The organism is Aliikangiella coralliicola, from assembly GCF_007004725.1.
Lineage (GTDB): Bacteria > Pseudomonadota > Gammaproteobacteria > Enterobacterales > Kangiellaceae > Aliikangiella > Aliikangiella coralliicola.
In genome coordinates this window covers 403888-420955 of sequence record NZ_ML660164.1, presented here as the reverse complement: position 1 = coordinate 420955, position 17068 = coordinate 403888, and the positions used below count along the sequence as shown (strand labels likewise).

At 40.0% G+C, this 17068-nt stretch carries 17 protein-coding genes, 1 tRNA gene and 1 other RNA gene; 7 read left to right on the top strand and 12 right to left on the bottom strand.

The features are described from left to right. Positions 1 to 217: 217 nt before the first annotated feature. Both FLL46_RS13020 and FLL46_RS13015 read right to left on the bottom strand, forming a co-directional pair. The gene (locus tag FLL46_RS13020; protein ID WP_142894030.1) at positions 218 to 799 is read right to left on the bottom strand and encodes a recombinase family protein; all 582 of its coding nucleotides are present in this window, start codon (positions 797 to 799) and stop codon (positions 218 to 220) included. Between the two features lie 442 nt (positions 800 to 1241). After that, a complete protein-coding gene (locus tag FLL46_RS13015) occupies positions 1242 to 1727 on the bottom strand; it encodes a GNAT family N-acetyltransferase (RefSeq protein WP_142894028.1) in 486 nt (161 codons plus the stop codon). A gap of 74 nt (positions 1728 to 1801) precedes the next feature. On the opposite strand from FLL46_RS13015, the gene FLL46_RS13010 reads away from it, so the two are divergent. The 3 genes from FLL46_RS13010 (at position 1802) to FLL46_RS26980 (ending at position 5596) form a co-directional block, all read left to right on the top strand. Then, entirely contained in the window at positions 1802 to 4321 is a 2520-nt protein-coding gene (locus tag FLL46_RS13010; RefSeq protein WP_142894026.1) for a hypothetical protein, read from the top strand. Positions 4322 to 4416: 95 nt separating this feature from the next. Then, positions 4417 to 4953: a GIY-YIG nuclease family protein gene (locus tag FLL46_RS13005; protein ID WP_142894024.1), complete on the top strand. Its 537-nt coding sequence runs from the start codon at positions 4417 to 4419 to the stop codon at positions 4951 to 4953. 502 nt (positions 4954 to 5455) lie between these two features. Next, on the top strand, positions 5456 to 5596 hold the full coding sequence (locus FLL46_RS26980) for a hypothetical protein (protein ID WP_168204147.1): 141 nt from the start codon (positions 5456 to 5458) through the stop codon (positions 5594 to 5596). Positions 5597 to 5641: 45 nt separating this feature from the next. On the opposite strand, the gene FLL46_RS13000 is transcribed toward FLL46_RS26980, so the two are convergent. Further along, positions 5642 to 6052: a hypothetical protein gene (locus FLL46_RS13000; RefSeq protein WP_142894022.1), complete on the bottom strand. Its 411-nt coding sequence runs from the start codon at positions 6050 to 6052 to the stop codon at positions 5642 to 5644. Between the two features lie 75 nt (positions 6053 to 6127). Between FLL46_RS13000 and FLL46_RS27955 the strand changes: the two genes are divergently transcribed. Beyond that, positions 6128 to 6337 (top strand): helix-turn-helix domain-containing protein, encoded by a 210-nt coding sequence (locus FLL46_RS27955; protein ID WP_142894020.1) that lies wholly within the window; start codon positions 6128 to 6130, stop codon positions 6335 to 6337. Positions 6338 to 6339: 2 nt separating this feature from the next. On the opposite strand, the gene FLL46_RS12990 is transcribed toward FLL46_RS27955, so the two are convergent. From FLL46_RS12990 to FLL46_RS12980, 3 genes are all read right to left on the bottom strand, one after another. Next, positions 6340 to 7380 (bottom strand): site-specific integrase, encoded by a 1041-nt coding sequence (locus tag FLL46_RS12990; RefSeq protein WP_142894018.1) that lies wholly within the window; start codon positions 7378 to 7380, stop codon positions 6340 to 6342. A 108-nt stretch (positions 7381 to 7488) separates the two neighbouring features. After that, positions 7489 to 7585, bottom strand: an RNA gene (gene ffs, locus FLL46_RS12985) — signal recognition particle sRNA small type. A gap of 39 nt (positions 7586 to 7624) precedes the next feature. Next, positions 7625 to 7714 (bottom strand) — tRNA-Ser (locus FLL46_RS12980). A 234-nt stretch (positions 7715 to 7948) separates the two neighbouring features. On the opposite strand from FLL46_RS12980, the gene FLL46_RS12975 reads away from it, so the two are divergent. Beyond that, positions 7949 to 9079: a PilT/PilU family type 4a pilus ATPase gene (locus tag FLL46_RS12975; RefSeq protein WP_142894016.1), complete on the top strand. Its 1131-nt coding sequence runs from the start codon at positions 7949 to 7951 to the stop codon at positions 9077 to 9079. An 83-nt stretch (positions 9080 to 9162) separates the two neighbouring features. On the opposite strand, the gene nadA is transcribed toward FLL46_RS12975, so the two are convergent. Next, positions 9163 to 10179, bottom strand: coding sequence for a quinolinate synthase NadA (gene nadA / locus FLL46_RS12970; RefSeq protein ID WP_142894014.1), 1017 nt, complete (start codon positions 10177 to 10179; stop codon positions 9163 to 9165). Between the two features lie 492 nt (positions 10180 to 10671). After that, positions 10672 to 10845: a ribosome modulation factor gene (gene rmf, locus FLL46_RS12965; protein ID WP_142894012.1), complete on the bottom strand. Its 174-nt coding sequence runs from the start codon at positions 10843 to 10845 to the stop codon at positions 10672 to 10674. 453 nt (positions 10846 to 11298) lie between these two features. Here rmf and FLL46_RS12960 point away from each other — a divergent pair, with 453 nt between their 5' ends. Both FLL46_RS12960 and lpxL read left to right on the top strand, forming a co-directional pair. Continuing rightward, a complete protein-coding gene (locus FLL46_RS12960; RefSeq protein WP_142894010.1) occupies positions 11299 to 12855 on the top strand; it encodes a SulP family inorganic anion transporter in 1557 nt (518 codons plus the stop codon). A 174-nt stretch (positions 12856 to 13029) separates the two neighbouring features. Then, positions 13030 to 13968: an LpxL/LpxP family Kdo(2)-lipid IV(A) lauroyl/palmitoleoyl acyltransferase gene (lpxL, locus tag FLL46_RS12955; protein ID WP_142894008.1), complete on the top strand. Its 939-nt coding sequence runs from the start codon at positions 13030 to 13032 to the stop codon at positions 13966 to 13968. Between the two features lie 249 nt (positions 13969 to 14217). Here the strand turns inward: lpxL and FLL46_RS12950 are convergent, their stop codons facing one another. The 4 genes from FLL46_RS12950 to FLL46_RS12935 form a co-directional block, all read right to left on the bottom strand. Further along, the gene (locus tag FLL46_RS12950; RefSeq protein WP_142894006.1) at positions 14218 to 14424 is read right to left on the bottom strand and encodes a cold-shock protein; all 207 of its coding nucleotides are present in this window, start codon (positions 14422 to 14424) and stop codon (positions 14218 to 14220) included. Positions 14425 to 14662: 238 nt separating this feature from the next. Further along, positions 14663 to 15013, bottom strand: coding sequence for an MmcQ/YjbR family DNA-binding protein (locus FLL46_RS12945; protein WP_142894004.1), 351 nt, complete (start codon positions 15011 to 15013; stop codon positions 14663 to 14665). An 18-nt stretch (positions 15014 to 15031) separates the two neighbouring features. Further along, positions 15032 to 16048 carry a succinylglutamate desuccinylase gene (gene astE, locus FLL46_RS12940; RefSeq protein ID WP_142894002.1) on the bottom strand — a complete coding sequence of 339 codons (1017 nt, stop codon included), beginning with the start codon at positions 16046 to 16048 and terminating at the stop codon, positions 15032 to 15034. A 112-nt stretch (positions 16049 to 16160) separates the two neighbouring features. Continuing rightward, on the bottom strand, positions 16161 to 17060 hold the full coding sequence (locus tag FLL46_RS12935) for a M23 family metallopeptidase (protein WP_142894000.1): 900 nt from the start codon (positions 17058 to 17060) through the stop codon (positions 16161 to 16163). Positions 17061 to 17068 lie beyond the last annotated feature (8 nt).

The window sequence follows — 17068 nt, the reverse complement described above, 5'->3', positions numbered from 1 at the left end:
TATCATGGGGGGTCTGTTCAGGTTCTTGGTTTGGTTTTCAAATTTATAAAGTTGATGTGTCGAGACTTAACCCATTACATCAGAGTTTTTGGAAAACTTTTTATAAAATAAAAATATCCAACCTATTGATTTATAATGAATTAATTGTTTATAGGTAGATCTCTGAAAAGGTAGGGGCTTTATGACAGATAGTCAGCCCCATAATCATTGGTCGCAGTTAAGCTGCTTTGATATGTCTATAGTAGCTCGCCTTACCTATACCAACTTTTTTGCATGCCTGAGTAACACTTTTACCAGATTCAACTAACTCATTCACAGCTATAATCTTCTCCTCTGACAGCGGCTTACGTCCCTTATAAACCCCCTTAGCCTTAGCAATTTCAATTCCTGCTAATTGCCTTTCCTTTCTTAAGTCAGTCTCAAACTGAGCTACAGCGCCTAGAATGGTGAACATCATTTTTCCAGTTGAAGTTGTGGTGTCTAAATCAGGGTTGTCCATAATAATTAAATCAACACCCTTCTTCTCAAGTTTACCCACAATCTTTAACAAATCAGATGTACTACGAGCCAATCTGTCAAGTCTCTGAACGTATAGCAAGTCGCCAGACCTTAGAGTGTTATCAATTAGATTGTTAAAGTTAGGTCTGCCAGTTGTATTAGTTCCTGATGCTTTCTCAGTGACTATATTCTGCTCGCTGCAAACAGTTCGAAGTTCTTTCAGTTGTGAGTCTAAATTCTGCTCTGCGGTGCTTACACGTGCGTAGGCAAAGATTTGATTTATTGTTCTATCAGTAGTCATAGCAATTGTCTCAATAGGATATGTCTCTAATTAGATCATCTCTAAATGCTCTGGTCAACCCTAATGAGACGGTTTTAACTACTTTTTAGAAGTCCCAATAAGGTACACCCCTGTGAGACAGTCCGTGTAATTGATTAATCCTGACATTGACTGATTTTTATACAGCGCATTGATTTTGGGTATATTCCAAATTTAGATTAATCACAGATACTGTGATTTTGAAGATTTAAAGTAATGGAAAAAGCGCCTAGCGTCTAACCCCAACAGCGAACAGCCGGCGCTTAGCCCTTGTAAATCAAAGGAGTTAGCTTGATTGAATTATCATGCAGTGACCGATTAAAAACGGTAATCACTATGGTCTGCCCTTAAAGAGTTCAATAAATCTTAATAGATCGAGGATAAATTAACATTTATTTAAAGTTTATTTGAATAAATTCTTGTATTAATTTTGGATGTCATGAGCTGAACTAGAGTTACCTACTTTAACGTCTAAGTACATTTCCAAAGCCTTGCTATTGATTTCTCCGATGGTATTAAAACCAAAGCTTTCGTACAACCCCATTGCTCTCGAAGTTTTGTACACCATCAATGTTAGTTTATCGAACGTTGGGTGATGTGATACATAATCGATAGCAGCTCTTAGCAACATTTTACCAATTCCTTTACCTCTAAAATCTCTTTTAACAAATAATTCAAATTCCGCTTCGTTTTCAGGTTTAAATTGGCTTCGCTCATGTACAGTAATATAACCCGTGGAAATATTTTCGTCATTTGTTACTATGAAGGTTATTTGTCTATCAGTCTTCATAATTGAGTCCGCTGAGTCCTCTGGTCTAACTTCGTGATCAGTTGTCTTATCATGATATATGTCAGCCCTAATACTGTTTACTGCATCTAAATCTTCAACTGTAGCTATAGAAATGATCATTTAATGCTCTTTGTTGTTTTTAATGAATTAAGCTTTATTATAAAAGAATAATCTAGAGTTACGGTATCAAAAACATGAATCTAAACGCACCAAAACAACTAGAAAGAGATGTCGCGATAACAGGCTACAATCGTCCACTTAAAATTGCGTTTATAGTACATCTTGAAGAAAATGAGAGATCTCATAAAATCTTAGATAGTATATTCGCATTTTCATACTTGTGCTGGTGCGGTACGAGATTTCTGATAATACCTTCGACCTCTGACTCATTAATAAGTGATGACTATTTAAAATGGTTGGATATTCTAGATCCTGATATCGTGTACAGTTATGTTGAGTTAAGTGATGTTCTTATTTCTAGAATCGAAGACATTAACTCTCCTGCTGAACTAATCGAGCACAATTATGGACCGCAAGACAGAGAACTTTTAAAACCTTATTTAAACGGAGTGTGTTCTCCATTAGGCTCAGTCTCAACAGTGCACAGCCCGTTTGTATCTACGGCACTAAGAATTGGCTCAGAAGTACGTAAAACGAAAATCATATGTGAACAATTATTTGATGGGGATACGAGTTTTGTGCACGATAATTTTGGTAATCAACTCGTCGAACATAGTGTCTTATATGAGGTGCCTGAATTATTTGAAACACTATGTCTAACGTCTTCTGAGACACCGGAAAATCATATTGTAGGTACTGAAAGAACTCACTCTATTTCTGAATTATTAGAAAAACTTGCTGATAAAGAAGCGATTACAGTTTCCAGACTTGCCACGATTCATAGTGGAGCAATAGGTGAAATAACAGGATCAAATTTAAATGAGAGCTTCATAATATTTCTAGGCAGGACAGTACTAGATAGAATAGCTTTTTGGAATTCTAGATTGTTTTACAATGAAAGAAATGACTCCCTTTGTAGTTTAATAGTTAGCGAGCAAGATTTTGAAGATGAAAACTTCGTGACTGCTTTAGGAAAGTACCTAAATCAAAATAACTTTATTGGTTCTGGACATAATAAAGTAGCTATTAGAAGCAAATCTGAAACGGTAGATAAGTTGAATGACGCGAGGAATTTGCTTGCTGAAAAAACGCATAACTTTGTTTTTGTACCAGAAGACTTTAGTCGAGAAATATGTCCCACTGAGGAAGAGGTTCGGCATTGTTATACTGGGCTTAATGATGATTCATTTAACTTCAAAATGACAGAGAATTATTCCACTAATAATGTGGAGAAACCTGATCACCTCAGATACATTATGCCTAAATTTTCTTCTCATGAAGTAGGTGATTGGTGTATTGAAGCGTCAATAGATAGACATAACAATCTTTCAAGATACTCAAACGTTGTTGACTATTGGGAGATTCCAAGGAGAAAGTATGTAGCAGAAATTTTCGGAAAAGCATGTGTTAGAATTTCGAGACACAAGTTACCTGTGTTTTTAGTAGGTACGAAGCAAGGTTTTCCTCGCGACTTACGTAATAAAAGCAAGGTTGAGTTATTCATTGACTTGCCAGATGATGAATATGTACTTTCTAGACTTATTACCGGACGCGGAGATTATCATCGATTAGATAAACGTTCCGTTTTAGAAAATTCGAAAGTTGAATTTATAAGAGTTTCCGACAAAGGGAAAGGAATAAATGGAATAATATCGATGTTCGATAGTTTAAACCATGCTTCATCACTATTAGCTAATAAGTTATGGAGAAATGTTATTTCGTCGGTTGAAAACATGTTTAATGAGGATGAATACATTTTTGAATGGAATAGGATTTATGGTTTTTTCCCCCGTGACAATAGTATTAAACTCAAAGTGCAAGAGGGCTTAAGGCTTAGTTCGCCTAAAAAAGCGACTGAGTATTTGAATGCCTGTTTCAGGGATGCACTAGAGTCGCTTGTTGAGAGAGAGGTTTTCTATCCAGTTCATCGGTGGACGTGCGAGTTTTGTGGTCATAAAAATTACAGGACGGCTGATTCTGTCAAAAAGTCAAATACTTGTGATATATGTAATACTACACACACGTTACCTATTGGAAATAGGTTTGAATGGAAGTACTTATTGAATAAGTTTATTTGGAACACCCTTTATACAAATTATGGTCTTCCAGTATTGTGGGGACTAAGTGAGATTCAGTATTCGGCAAGAAACAACTCATTTTATTACTTGCCAGAAGTTGATCTTTTTTATGATTGGAAAGACAGAAGTAATAAAAATGAAATCGATTTAGTTGGCGTTGTTGACGGTAAGTTGTTTATTGGAGAAGCAAAGCGCAGCGCTGATTATTTTATAAATGACGATGAAGAAGTCGAAAAGTTTAAATGCCTAATCAGAGAGATTAAACCAGATGTCGCAATTTTAGTTTTTGAACAGTATGCAGAAAACTCTGATTTAATTGATACGACAAAAACTTCACTAGAACAATTTAAAGTTACTCTTGTCGACGAGATACAATTTAAGATTGATTTACGGATTATGATATCGAGTGACTATGAGAATTACGCGGAATTTGGTTTCGATTTCGGGGAGACAGGAAGTAATGTAATGCGCTTCAATATTAAACTAGAAAAGGAAGCAAGCCAAAAGAAAGACTAATTAGTAGATTGTTAGTCCTAATAGAACCCCAAAAATCATGTTACATATGAACTACCAGATTGTGCAAATGTTATGCTAATGCAAGGGTGACAAGCATGGGAAATTTTGACAAAGAGTGGATATTATTTGGGCCCCAAACAGGGTATTCAGTAATTGAGGAACCTGTAGAAGGTCTTTACCTCATTTATTGCGAAGAGCCAAAGTCTATAAAAATTGGAATTTCTACCAACCCTCTAAGCCGTCTTTCGAATCTGAATACAGGTTCACCTAGTCAGTTGCACCTAGTGTTCTATTCGAAGTTGTTAGGAAAAGTGGCTGAAGAAAACTTACATCAAAAACTAGATTGTCACCGACGTTCAGGAGAGTGGTTTAATTGGAATTCGGAAGTTCAAGGGTTCCTACAAGGGGTTATGTTTGCTGTATCTGGTACGATTCAAGTTTCGTGGCCATTTTCAGGAAGTTCTGAGCATTCAATGTTTATCGATGGAGTTGATTGGACTCATAGGTTTCTAGATCCTGACAATAGATGGACTCTAGAACCCATCACTGGAATGAGTGGGAATGATGCTTTTAAGTTGTTTCAGAGTTGGAGTAAGGTGGCTCTGGCTAGATTAAAAGAAAAGAAAAACTAATTGATGAGTTACAAAGGTTTAAATTATTGAAAATCTAAATTAGTTAGTGATGACGGTGTATTCTTACGCTCCTATTTAACCGTATAATCTGAATCATGCCATCATCTAATATCACTGTAACAGCTACCCCATTCCCCCACGTCACAGAGTAGGGCTTAAACTTCACAAATGGCCCTGTTAATGTTTGTTGAAGCTCAGAGACGGTACATGGGAGATTACTCAGTTGAATCATTGTTTCCTTCGGTAACGTAGCCCAATCCTTAAGAATCTTTAAAGCAGTTTGACAGGTCTTAATCTTGGTCCAGTGGCTATTGATATGGATTCCTTTGTATCTGTAATTATCTGCGGAAGATGCAAGGTTAATAATCAAGGTGACCAAGATTAAAGTGCGTGAAAACTTCTCCATGATAGTAGTTATTTTTATTTTGTGTTGAAGTGCTGAACTTATAGAACAGTCATAGTGAGTGGCTATTAGTCATTATCAGTGGGAGGCTTAATCACAATGAACAGTATTACTGAAACAGCTATCAAGATTATTGCAGATACTATCCACGCTAAAACCATGTGCATCCCTGCGAGTTTGTTATTAACTCGTTGCAATAACGCTTTGCTGATTACTGTTAATAATCATATTAAGACTTGAAAATTCTTCCTCAGACAACGGTGCAATTTCTGTCTTATCCAATAACTACATCTTTTCCCGCAGTTTCTTGTACTCCTCAGGTGTAAAGATGCTCTTAGCATTCGATTTTAAACACTCACGGTAATACCTGTTCTCAAACTCGGTAATCTCATAGTCTTGAAATTCTTTTAGAGTTTGACGAGGAATTTCAAAAGCTTTCAGCGTCATTGATTTCCTTAATTTGTATACAAGCGGTTCAACATCCTTAGGAAGATTGTCCATGGCCTTTTTAAGTGTAGCGCCGCCCTGCCTAATCATCATTGTGCCTTTAGCCATCTTTCTGACACCATTACAAATTTGCTCAATACTCGCCTGAACTTCTTCGCTAGGTGTTTTTGTGAAGACTAAGAAAGAGGTTAAAACAAGCGTTGTGCTTATCACTAGTAATAGTAATTGGCTGTTAATTCTCAATTGCATAGCTGCGAATACCTTAAGTTTCTAAATATACACATTGTGTCACATGTGTAACAAGCAATCAATTACAGTTCACACATGAAACAGCACGAACTTAGAAAACGACTGGCAAAATTCCTAAAACTCAAGAGGGGAACCACTCCTTTAAGAAATTTTGCAAAGCAACACGGAATGTCTTTTGCCTCTGTATCTAGAATCGAAAAACTCGAGCAAAATGTTACTTTGGATACTCTCGAGCACATGTGTAAAGCTTTTAAATGTGATATCGAAGATCTGTTTCCCAAGTAACCCTAATCTAAACAATTAATTGCTTCTGACAATTTTTCGATGGCTATGGAATGACCATATCTGTCAAAAGTAATGTTTCCGTTAATATGACCCAAAATCGCCGCTGAAAACTGTGCAGGCACTCCAGAAGACTTCATTTCGGTAGCCACCGTATGCCTTAAAGAATGGTAATCAGGTAAGCCATTTCGATTTCTAAAGTTCGAGTACCACTTTGTAGGCATCGCCGCAAATGAGCGTTTTGAAGCCTTCCAATGTTCCATTAATCTTTCAGATCTTGTATCTAGAAATTTACAGAGTCCCAATTCTAGAAGTCTAGGGTGAATAGGTATTACACGATTTGAAGTTTTAGTTTTTAGCACTTCTCCACGTACATAGAACACATTCAAATCCAAATCCACATCAGAAGGTTTCAATTGACAAACCTCGTTAGCCCTCATGCCGGTATACCTGCCAATCATTAGAAACCAAAAGTGCGACTCCATGCCCTTCTCTCGTAATTGAATAGCGAGATTGTAGAATTTTACTAACTCATCCTTTGTGTATGCCTTTCGAGATTTTTCTACGTGACCTTTAAGTTTCACTTTACCAAAAAGATTTTCGATGCCGTCGTATTCAGCTTGTAACCATTTGTAAAACATCGAACAATAACCTAAGCATTTGTTGACTGTGGCTATGGATTTAGTACGGAGCCATTTGTTTTTTAATTTTGATACATCGGCTCTTTCTAAGTGAAGCTTAGGTAATTGTTTAAGAATTCCTTCGATTCGGAATTTGTGCCGTTCTTGCCAAAGATGTGAATTCTCTCTTAAGTAATTACTAATACATATTTCCAATGATGGGATTTTGTCTTGTGTAATTATATTGGTTGCAATTTGACCAATCTCAGCGCTGTGTGAAAGTGAAAATAATTTAGCGGCAAGTATTTTTGCCTCCCTTTTGCTACGAGTGCCTAAACTTTTTCGAATTTCTTTACGCTTGCCTGATGCTAACGAATAGGACTTCCGGTAATACCATATTCCATGGCGGGACAACATTAGATGCATTGAAACACTCCAAAGTGATACGCGCAAGTGATACACGTAATTAAAAACTTTGAAGATTAACTTTGCTGAACACCTTTAAAATAAAGGCTTAGCTAGAACTGGAGGCGATCCTATCAGCCACATCCCGGCACACGAGTCAATTGCTACCGTTGCTCCCTTCCGGGCCTGGCGGAGTTTACAACCTATCGTTGCGGGAGGACCAATAGGACCACCATTATGAACAAAAACTTTTCTGGTAAAGCTCTGGCGGTGAGAGAGGGATTCGAACCCTCGATAGGTGTTAACCTATACACGCTTTCCAGGCGTGCTCCTTCAACCACTCGGACACCTCACCTATTACGAGAATTAATTAAACCTTCTAATCCTCGTTCAATCTTTAGCCACAAATACAGGCTTTCGCCTACTTATTTGCAAGGCGCGTAGATTATACAAATTTCTTTTAAATGGCAATGCTTTATAAAAGATTAATTTCGGTCTATGATTGTGGCAGGCGCTCCGTGAAATTTCTATTCACTGCCATAGAATAAAAACTAACCAAATTAAACAATGTTTTACTTAAGGATCCCTAATGGATATTAAATTACTGTTGCGGCTGATGGCAGAAAAAAACGCCTCGGACCTGTTTTTTAGTACCGGCGCACCACCCCACATGAAAATAGAAGGGGTTTCAACACCGATGGGACAAGGCGCCATGCCTCCTGGCGCAATAAAAGATATTGCTTACGGATTGATGGACGAAAAGCAAATAAAGGAGTTTGAAGAAGAATGGGAGCAAAATTTCGCCATCTCAGTCGGTGATATCGGACGATTTCGTGTGAATGTATTCCTTCAGCGAGGTGAAGTAGGTATGGTAATGCGGCATATCAAATCAGATATCGCTAGCATAGAACAACTTAAACTCCCCAAAGCTACCGCTGAGCTCGTGATGGAGCGTTCGGGACTGGTGCTCGTTTGCGGACCAACCGGCAGTGGTAAATCAACGACATTGGCGGCGATGATAGATTATCGAAATCGCCGCGACACTAGCCACATTCTCACCATAGAAGACCCCATTGAATTTCTTCACGAGCATAAAATGTCGATTATCGACCAACGTGAAATTGGCGTAGACACTAAAAATTATCAAAACGGTCTCAAAAATGCGATGCGAGAAGCGCCTGATGTGATTCTTATTGGTGAAATACGAGACGAGGAAGCCATGCATTACGCGATTAGTTATGCGCAAACCGGCCATTTATGTCTGGCAACCATACACGGAAATAATGCGAAACAAGTTTTAGAGCGTATTCGTAACCTTATTCCGACAGAGCAAAGAGCTTCTGTAATGAAAGAACTATCCAGTGTTCTGAAAGGCATCGTTTCTCAGCGATTAGTCATGAGCCAACAAGGAAAACGCGTTGCCGCGCTGGAAATCCTGAAAAAAGCCCCCGATATTCAGGAAATTATACAAAAAGGCAACCTGGAAGAGCTTAAGAAAGCAATCGAGAAACATCACATGGATGGAATGATGTCATTTGATCAATCTCTGTTTAAGTTGTATAAGTCGAACACTATTACGCGTGAAGATGCGCTGAGATTCGCAGAGTCAAGAACCGATCTGAACTTACAAATGAGATTATCGGAAAGTGGCCAAAAAACCGCGAATATGGATGCTATCAAACCTCAATCAAAGGGACCGAGTTTTTCCACCAAATTATAGATTTTCGACTCAGCCAAAAATGCAAAATCAGAAAAGCCGGTTAAACTACAACCGGCTTTTTTGGTAGTGTTCAAAAACTTGTGTTATTTCTTAAAACTAACCATTCGCTCCAGCGGAACAAGTGCTCTTTTTATCAGGTCTGGTTCGACAAATATTTCATTATCATCATGGTTAAAAACACCCGCAAGATTAGTCAATTCGTTCATTTTCATCCATGGACATTGCGCACAACTGCGACAGGTTGCGCCCTCTCCCGCTGTCGGTGCGATGATCAAATCTTTATCAGGCGCGGCTTGCTGCATTTTGTGGAAGATGCCTTTATCAGTTGCAACAATCACTTGCTCTTCCGGAATATCTCGTGCGGCTTTTATCAGCTGAGAGGTAGAGCCAACGTGGTCAGCAAGGGCTATCACAGAATCGGGAGACTCCGGATGAACCAGGACAGCGGCTTCAGGGTACATTTTGATGGTTTTTTCCAATGCAATGTGTTTAAACTCATCATGTACCACGCAATGACCTTGCCATAAAATCATATCGGCGCCGGTTTTCTTTTGAATGTATCCTCCCAAATGTCGATCTGGTCCCCATAATATTTTTTCGCCTTTAGCATCGAGATGTTCAATGACGTCTACCGCGATACTGCTGGTAATGACCCAATCCGCAAGGGCTTTTACCTCTGCAGAGGTATTTGCGTAAACAACAACTGTTCGATCAGGATGCTCATCGATAAATTGCTTAAACTCCTTTGCCGGACAACCGAGATCAAGTGAGCAAGTAGCCTCCAAAGTCGGCATGATAACTCGCTTTTCTGGGCTCAGCATTTTCGAGGTTTCGCCCATAAATTTAACACCCGCCACAACCAGAGTGTCTGCTTTATGTGCCGCGCCAAATTTCGCCATCTCTAACGAATCTCCGACAAATCCCCCCGTTTTCTCGGCAAGTTTCTGAATGGCTGGATCAGTATAATAATGGGCAATCAATACAGCGTTATGCTTCTCAAGCTCTTCAGCGCATAGATCTTCGAGCTTTTCGGCTTCGTTTTCAGATAATTGTTTCGGCGGTCTGGGAAAAGGGAATTCCGTCACGGGAACTGCTAACATAGAATTTACTTCAAATATTAAAGGTCCGGGTATTATACCAACCCCATTCCTTCCAGTGGTAGTCTAAAGCGACAAAACGTCCGCGAAAACTCTCGAAAATGGCTAATCTTGCTCTAACTAAATGTTATTTAGCGCAGTTTATTTTGAAATTTGCGGGAGTGTATCTTGGTATTGGCGGGCAAAACAGCGCTAAAGCATTTACAAAAATGGCCTTACAGAAATTAAAAAGCCTTCAGGTGTGAAGGCTTTAGGAGATTCTTAGATTATGGTTCAAGTGGGCTATTCACAATTATTCTTTAACATTAACCCCTAGCACTACCTTTTGAATTAATGTGATTTTTCAATCAATTCTATTATTAGTCGTTTTTAGTCTGGTTATATTTGGCTGATCAGTTGATTCCACTAGATGAAAATCGAATGAAATAACCAACCTAAAAACTGAATAAATTTCGATTAAACCGTAAAGAAGTGTGGCCTACTTCATGTCCTGCTTCAAGTAAAATACCCTTTTCCCATTTCTGCCCTGGCTTCTCGCCATCCTCCGAGCCACTGCTCTTTCACTTCGGAAGTTGTAAATGGACAAGCTTCACTTGATTTCCCGCTAATACCCGCCGTAAATCCTTTATGGTGAGCCCTTTCAAATCGGTCACGCTTCTGTCTTTTCATATATGCAGTTACCTCTAGGTTAGTAGGTTCCTCGACTAAAAACACAAGTGTTTTTTCCAAGATAGGGAAAACCCTAATTTTTCCCTACCTAAGCTAGACCTTAGGTTGATTAACTTTGTTCCGCAAATAAAATTTCGCTATTAAAATGACGGTATCGATTTCAATTTATGACTAAAGTTCAGGTAAAGCATTAAAACTAGCGCATATCCCTTTGAATTATAATTAAATTTATTTTCAAATAATTTTCTCAATTTTAGCTATTTCAGCGCTTTTTCCCTCATCAGCCCGCTTAATGGAAAACTAAAATTGTTGCCTTTATCACACTTATTTCAGCAATTTTACTGCACTGCGCAGTTTATGAACTATTCTTTTACCCAATTGAGATTGACAGCACATTTTCATGGTGTACTATTCGCGCCCGAAACTCGCCTCTTCGCATATAGAGAACCCGCTGTGTTTAATTTAAATAGTGAAACACCTTTTAGTGTTAAAAATGACATTTTGTCTGGGCTTACCGTCGCACTCGCACTAGTACCGGAAGCGGTCGCATTTGCTTTTGTCGCCGGTGTTGATCCAATGGTGGGTTTATATGCAGCATTTATGGTAGGACTTATCACTTCTGTGGTTGGTGGACGACCAGGAATGATTTCTGGAGCCACTGGTGCAATGGCAGTAGTAATGGTTGCCCTGGTTGCCCAACATGGAGTTCAATATTTATTTGCCGCCGTGGTTCTCACCGGCATTATTCAAATACTTGCCGGCGTATTTAAACTGGGGATGTTTATCCGAATGGTCCCCTACCCGGTAATGCTCGGGTTTGTTAATGGTCTTGCAATCGTTATTTTTCTGGCTCAGCTCGGCCAATTTAAAGTGATTGATGACGATCAGATAGCACAATGGATGCAAGGTGACATGCTTGTCTGGATGGTTTCAATGGTCGCTTTAACCATGCTGATCATTCACTTTCTGCCCAAATTAACCAAAGCAGTACCTGCTTCTCTGGTAGCAATACTCGTGGTCACTGGTATCGTTATTGGGTTTGACTTACCTATTCCTAATGTCATTGACTACGTAAAATCAAATTCTGGAGACCCGGAAGCCTCATTGGCTGGTGGCCTACCAAGTTTTGCCATTCCAGAAATACCGCTAACCTGGGAAACATTCAGAATTATACTTCCCTACTCCCTGATTCTGGCAGCAGTCGGTTTGATCGAATCATTATTAACAATGACTTTAATTGACGAAATTACCGAAACTCGCGGTCAAGGTAATAGAGAGTGCATTGGTCAGGGAACCGCAAATATGGTTAATGGTTTCTTTGGCGGCATGGGTGGTTGCGCCATGATCGGTCAAAGTATGATCAATATAAATTCTGGCGGTCGTGGTCGGCTTTCGGGTATCACTGGTGCGTTGGCACTACTCGCATTCATTTTGGTCGGCTCGGAGTGGATTGAGTTAATTCCATTAGCGGCATTAGTCGGCGTTATGTTTATGGTCGTGCTGGGTACTTTCGAATGGGCTTCTCTGCGTATGTTTAATAAAGTTCAGAAGTCTGAGATATTTATTATTGTACTGGTGTCCGCGGTGACCGTTATCGCAGATTTAGCTATCGCAGTGATTATCGGCGTGATCGTCTCAGCGTTGGTTTTCGCATGGAAACACGCTAAACAAATCTATGCGGTCAAGTCAGTTGATGAGAAGGGTTCGAAAATTTATACGGTACATGGTCCGCTGTTTTTCGGCTCTGCCCGTAATTTTCAAGATATCTTCACACCAAAAGATGATCCCGACGACATCATTGTCGATTTCCTCGACGCCCGAGTGTATGACCACTCAGGTATTGAAGCCATCGATGCCCTGGCAGACCGTTACGAGCGCCGTGGTAAAACACTTCATTATCGGCACTTAAGTCCAGAGTGTAAGTTGTTATTGCAAAAAGCCGGTAATTTGGTTGAAGTGAACTTGATTGAAGATCCTAACTATCATGTTGCCGACAGCTCACTTGCATAAACTCCAGCACTAACGGCGATTGAGCCTGCTACCCGGCGGGCGATAAATTGATTTCTGGTTATGACTGAGTGACACTGGTGAAATTGCTCCTTATAATCTTGGCAGACTCAATCAAATTATAGAAACTTATCAAATGCTTACAGCGCCTCGTTATTTGTTGTGGATGTTTTCGTAATGATGACTTCAAGCTCCGTTTTACCATTGTCTTATTTTTTCAAACGACCAAAGTATTGGTTGGGACTGCTATTTTTCGGATTGGCCTGGTTAGTCGCCAAACTGCCAATCACAGCACAACTCAAATTGGCTGACATTTTAGGCTGGCTTTTACTCAAACTGGCAAAACGGCGCAAGAATATCGCGAAAACAAACTTAAATCTCTGCTTTCCAGATTTAACCGATGAAGAGAGAGAGTCTTTACTCAGAAAAAACTTTCAACAAACCGCACTAGCCATCATTGAGACGGCTGCCTGTTGGCTATCAGATCTCCAATCTCGCCATAAGAACACGCACATCATTGGTCAGGAATACCTTGAACAGGCTCAGGCGGAAGGAAATGGCGTTATCGTATTGTTCTTTCATCTCACCACCATGGAGATCGCAGGCTGTTTGCTGGGTCATCACTTCGACTTTAACGCCATGTATAAGCCGAACAAAAACAAGCTCATTGAACGCATGATGTGCAACGGACGCTTAAGACACCTCCGTGCCCTGCTAACGCAAAATGACGCCAGAAGTACCATCAAAGCCTTAAAAAAGAATCAGACAGTCTGGTATTCAACCGATCAAAACTACGGCACAAAGAAAGGTGTATTTGCACCGTTTTTTGGTATTCAGGCGTCAACCATAACCGCCACCACTAAATTTGCCAAAATTAGCGGCGCCAAAGTGGTTCCGTTTACCAGTAAACGAATCGATGACGGCAAGGGATTTGAGCTAGCTTTCCATCCTGCGCTGGAAAATTTTCCGGGAGATTCGCCAGAAGACGATGCGAAAAGAATTAATCTCTTCCTGGAAAACTACCTTAAAGATAACCCTGTCGATTATATGTGGTTACATCAACGCTTCAGAACTCGCCCGCCTGGAGAGCCTAGAATTTATCCCAAGCGAAAATAATCGGAAACAGGGATACATTTCTAACTGAAACTAACAAAATCAGCTCAATTTTTTTGCACTGGTAAAAATCTATCGACGCCGAAAAACGAATATGTTCTTTAGAAATATTATTTTATTTTTTTGAGAAGCTGGTGCTAATTAGAAAAAGATAACAGGTTGAGAAAAAGAAGAGAAATAGACTAATAAATTGGTTTGTAGAAATATTCAGGCCTGCCGCATATCTGCCACAGGCCATGTTCTAAAGCTTACTTACAGAGCAACGATGTTCTCTGCTTGTGGGCCTTTTTGATTGTCGACAACAGTAAATTCGACTTTCTGGCCTTCAGTTAAAGTTTTGAAGCCACTGCCAGTGATTGCACTGAAGTGTGCAAAAACGTCTGGTCCAGACTCTTGCTCGATAAAACCAAAGCCTTTAGATTCGTTGAACCATTTAACGGTGCCGGTAGTAGTAGACATATTCGTATCCTATAATTTTTAATCGTAATTGGTGCCTTAATCAGGCGGTGGTGCTAGAAGTGGTGCTATTACTTATGTGGAACTGGACGAGGTACTAAAACAGACATCGATTGGGCGTGCATAAATATGAGACTTACTTTCAAGCTAAGCGAATTATATACGGGTTTTAATAAGAGTCAACGAATATTGTATAATAGTTAACCGATTCCAGCATTATTAAATAAAAACGAGATTCGATTTAGCGCAAACTATCTCGTAACTTCCTGGTTAACGAAGCCACCACCAGATCATAGGAGTTATCAATCATTCTTTTCACTTCTCCTTCAGGCACGTCTCCTTCCATAGTGATAGTATTCCAGTGCTTCTTATTCATATGATATCCCGCCGCAACGCTTTCAAATACGTCCCTGAGCGCCATCGCCTCATCAGGATCACACTTCAAATTTATTTTAAGTGGATCGTCGGATTCTGATATCAGGCCGAACATTTTTCCAGCCACTTTAAACACTCTGATGTCATCGCCAAAAGGATAACTTTCACTTGCGCCAGTTTTCGACATAAAGTAATTAATCAGAGCTTGGTGTTCCATCGTTATTCGCGACAACCATTAACCCTGATTGGCTTTGGTCACCATGACCGCAACACGCTGACCAACAGGCACATTGGTGTTAGGAAAAACGACAGACTCTTCTTCAAATGCAACCCGATAATTGTAATCAACATCTTCGGCAATCAGATAACCTTGCGGATACGCGGTAAAGTTTTCAACATCATCAGGAACGTAGAATTTAAAGTCATCACTGTTACGAATAATTTCTGCAACGACTTTATATTCAATCAAAGCGCCAACATCCGGCTCCTCAACGGCTTCGCCTTTAATTAGATTTTGGAGACAGTTAATTGCCGCTGCGAAATCTTCTGGATTGTTTTCACCAAAAGGTTTCACCTTGCCAAGTTCTAATGTATAAGCTTCGGCGTAAAATCTCTTAACTGAGAAATACGAAAATGTGGTTGACGGCTTATTGTGCTGTAATACAGCCTCGATTCCCATCGCAACTAACAACTTTCTTGAGTCATCTGTTATTGGGCTATTTTCAAATGGCCTGATGGCAAAAGTTTTATGGAAAGAAGGTTTTATCGCTGTGTGCAAATCGAGATGCATTCGACAATTACCCTGATGCTCACCATAAAAGCTCGTCACCAACGATTCTAATCGTTCAGCTCGTTCTAACTCGTAACGGTTCTCTTCGTTCAACTCGTAGTTAGCGTGGGCGCCATCAAATAATCGGTTCATATTGATGGAAACAAATCGCTCGGAGATTTTCATCGATTCAGGGTTACCGAGAATGAACAATAAATTAACTTTCGGTTCAATTGCACCGGTGACTATCTGACTAATTAACCCCGAAACAATCTCAATGGGGGCCGTTTCGTTTCCGTGAATTCCACAGGAAATCACCATATCAGAGTGAGATTGAGCAGCCGGTTTCACCTGTAAAACGCCAACATCAAGCATTCTCAACCTGACGTTATTGGGTAACGGCGTCCACTCAGTGGAAAAGGACTGCCCGGTTAATTTGGAAATTTCTATAAACCCGTTTTCAACTTCTAGATAACTTAACACGGTATCGCCTGCTTACTGGTTTAATTTGATCAGTGATATTTTCAGACAATAACATTTTCGCGCTGAAAAATGATTGATCAATTTCATGATTAATTAAGTTGCATACAACCAACTAGTTTGCGCCGCCAATTAATAGCTGCGGGTCTAATCGAGTTTGAAACCAATTGAGTCGCCAGTCCAGATGCGGACCGGTCGCTCGACCTGATGAGCCTATGGTTCCAATTAAGTCGCCCTGCAACACTTTTTGTCCTTGCTTTACTGATATAGAATTCAGGTGGATGTAGGTTGAGCTGATCCCGAAACCGTGATCAATCACCAATGTTCCACCAGAGTAGTACATATCCGGGTGAGTCAACGATACTGTTCCGTTGGCCGGCGCGATTACCGGAGTACCTGTTTTGTTAGCGACATCCAAGCCATAATGTGGTCGCTTAGGCTGACCGTTTAAAACTCGCTGACTACCATATACGCCTGAAATTCGGCCTTCCGCGGGCATAATAAATGCCATCGTAAAGAAAGTACTGTCTGACTCGAGCGTTCTTGCAGATTTCACTAATTTTGCTTCTCTAGAAATACGAGCCAGTACGTCTTTCGATTTTGGCGTGACTTTGCTTGGCGGTAATCCATCAATTCGCTCTATCTTCCACTCTCGAGATTTGACCTTAATCGGAACGACATTACTCTTATTCGATTTTTTAACTATCAGCTCAATCGATGAAGGCGCATCGCGACCGACACCGAATACGAATAAACCCTCTTTTGTCAGTGGTAATTTTTTCTGTTTGTAAAAGACCTCGCCTTCACCCTTGAGGCGCGCCAGAATCATACTTCCTTGTTGCGGCCCGCCATTGAGGATTTCGATATCACCATAAGCATTCTTAAGACCAGATACTACGTCACCTGAATTAGTAGAAGCTTTGTTAACCACAGCGGAGCCAGCCGCGCTAAAGTTTGACGCACTGGTTGTGATAAAGATAATACTTAAACTGTATAACCACTTATGAAACATCATTTTCCCTG

Coding starts and splice junctions, on each gene's coding strand:
- FLL46_RS13020 (WP_142894030.1), bottom strand. CDS start 799: ATGACTACTGATAGAACAATAAATCAAATCTTTGCCTACGCACGTGTA.
- FLL46_RS13015 (WP_142894028.1), bottom strand. CDS start 1,727: ATGATCATTTCTATAGCTACAGTTGAAGATTTAGATGCAGTAAACAGT.
- FLL46_RS13010 (WP_142894026.1), top strand. CDS start 1,802: ATGAATCTAAACGCACCAAAACAACTAGAAAGAGATGTCGCGATAACA.
- FLL46_RS13005 (WP_142894024.1), top strand. CDS start 4,417: ATGGGAAATTTTGACAAAGAGTGGATATTATTTGGGCCCCAAACAGGG.
- FLL46_RS26980 (WP_168204147.1), top strand. CDS start 5,456: ATGAACAGTATTACTGAAACAGCTATCAAGATTATTGCAGATACTATC.
- FLL46_RS13000 (WP_142894022.1), bottom strand. CDS start 6,052: ATGCAATTGAGAATTAACAGCCAATTACTATTACTAGTGATAAGCACA.
- FLL46_RS27955 (WP_142894020.1), top strand. CDS start 6,128: ATGAAACAGCACGAACTTAGAAAACGACTGGCAAAATTCCTAAAACTC.
- FLL46_RS12990 (WP_142894018.1), bottom strand. CDS start 7,380: ATGCATCTAATGTTGTCCCGCCATGGAATATGGTATTACCGGAAGTCC.
- FLL46_RS12975 (WP_142894016.1), top strand. CDS start 7,949: ATGGATATTAAATTACTGTTGCGGCTGATGGCAGAAAAAAACGCCTCG.
- nadA (WP_142894014.1), bottom strand. CDS start 10,179: ATGTTAGCAGTTCCCGTGACGGAATTCCCTTTTCCCAGACCGCCGAAA.
- rmf (WP_142894012.1), bottom strand. CDS start 10,845: ATGAAAAGACAGAAGCGTGACCGATTTGAAAGGGCTCACCATAAAGGA.
- lpxL (WP_142894008.1), top strand. CDS start 13,030: ATGATGACTTCAAGCTCCGTTTTACCATTGTCTTATTTTTTCAAACGA.
- FLL46_RS12950 (WP_142894006.1), bottom strand. CDS start 14,424: ATGTCTACTACTACCGGCACCGTTAAATGGTTCAACGAATCTAAAGGC.
- FLL46_RS12945 (WP_142894004.1), bottom strand. CDS start 15,013: ATGGAACACCAAGCTCTGATTAATTACTTTATGTCGAAAACTGGCGCA.
- FLL46_RS12935 (WP_142894000.1), bottom strand. CDS start 17,060: ATGATGTTTCATAAGTGGTTATACAGTTTAAGTATTATCTTTATCACA.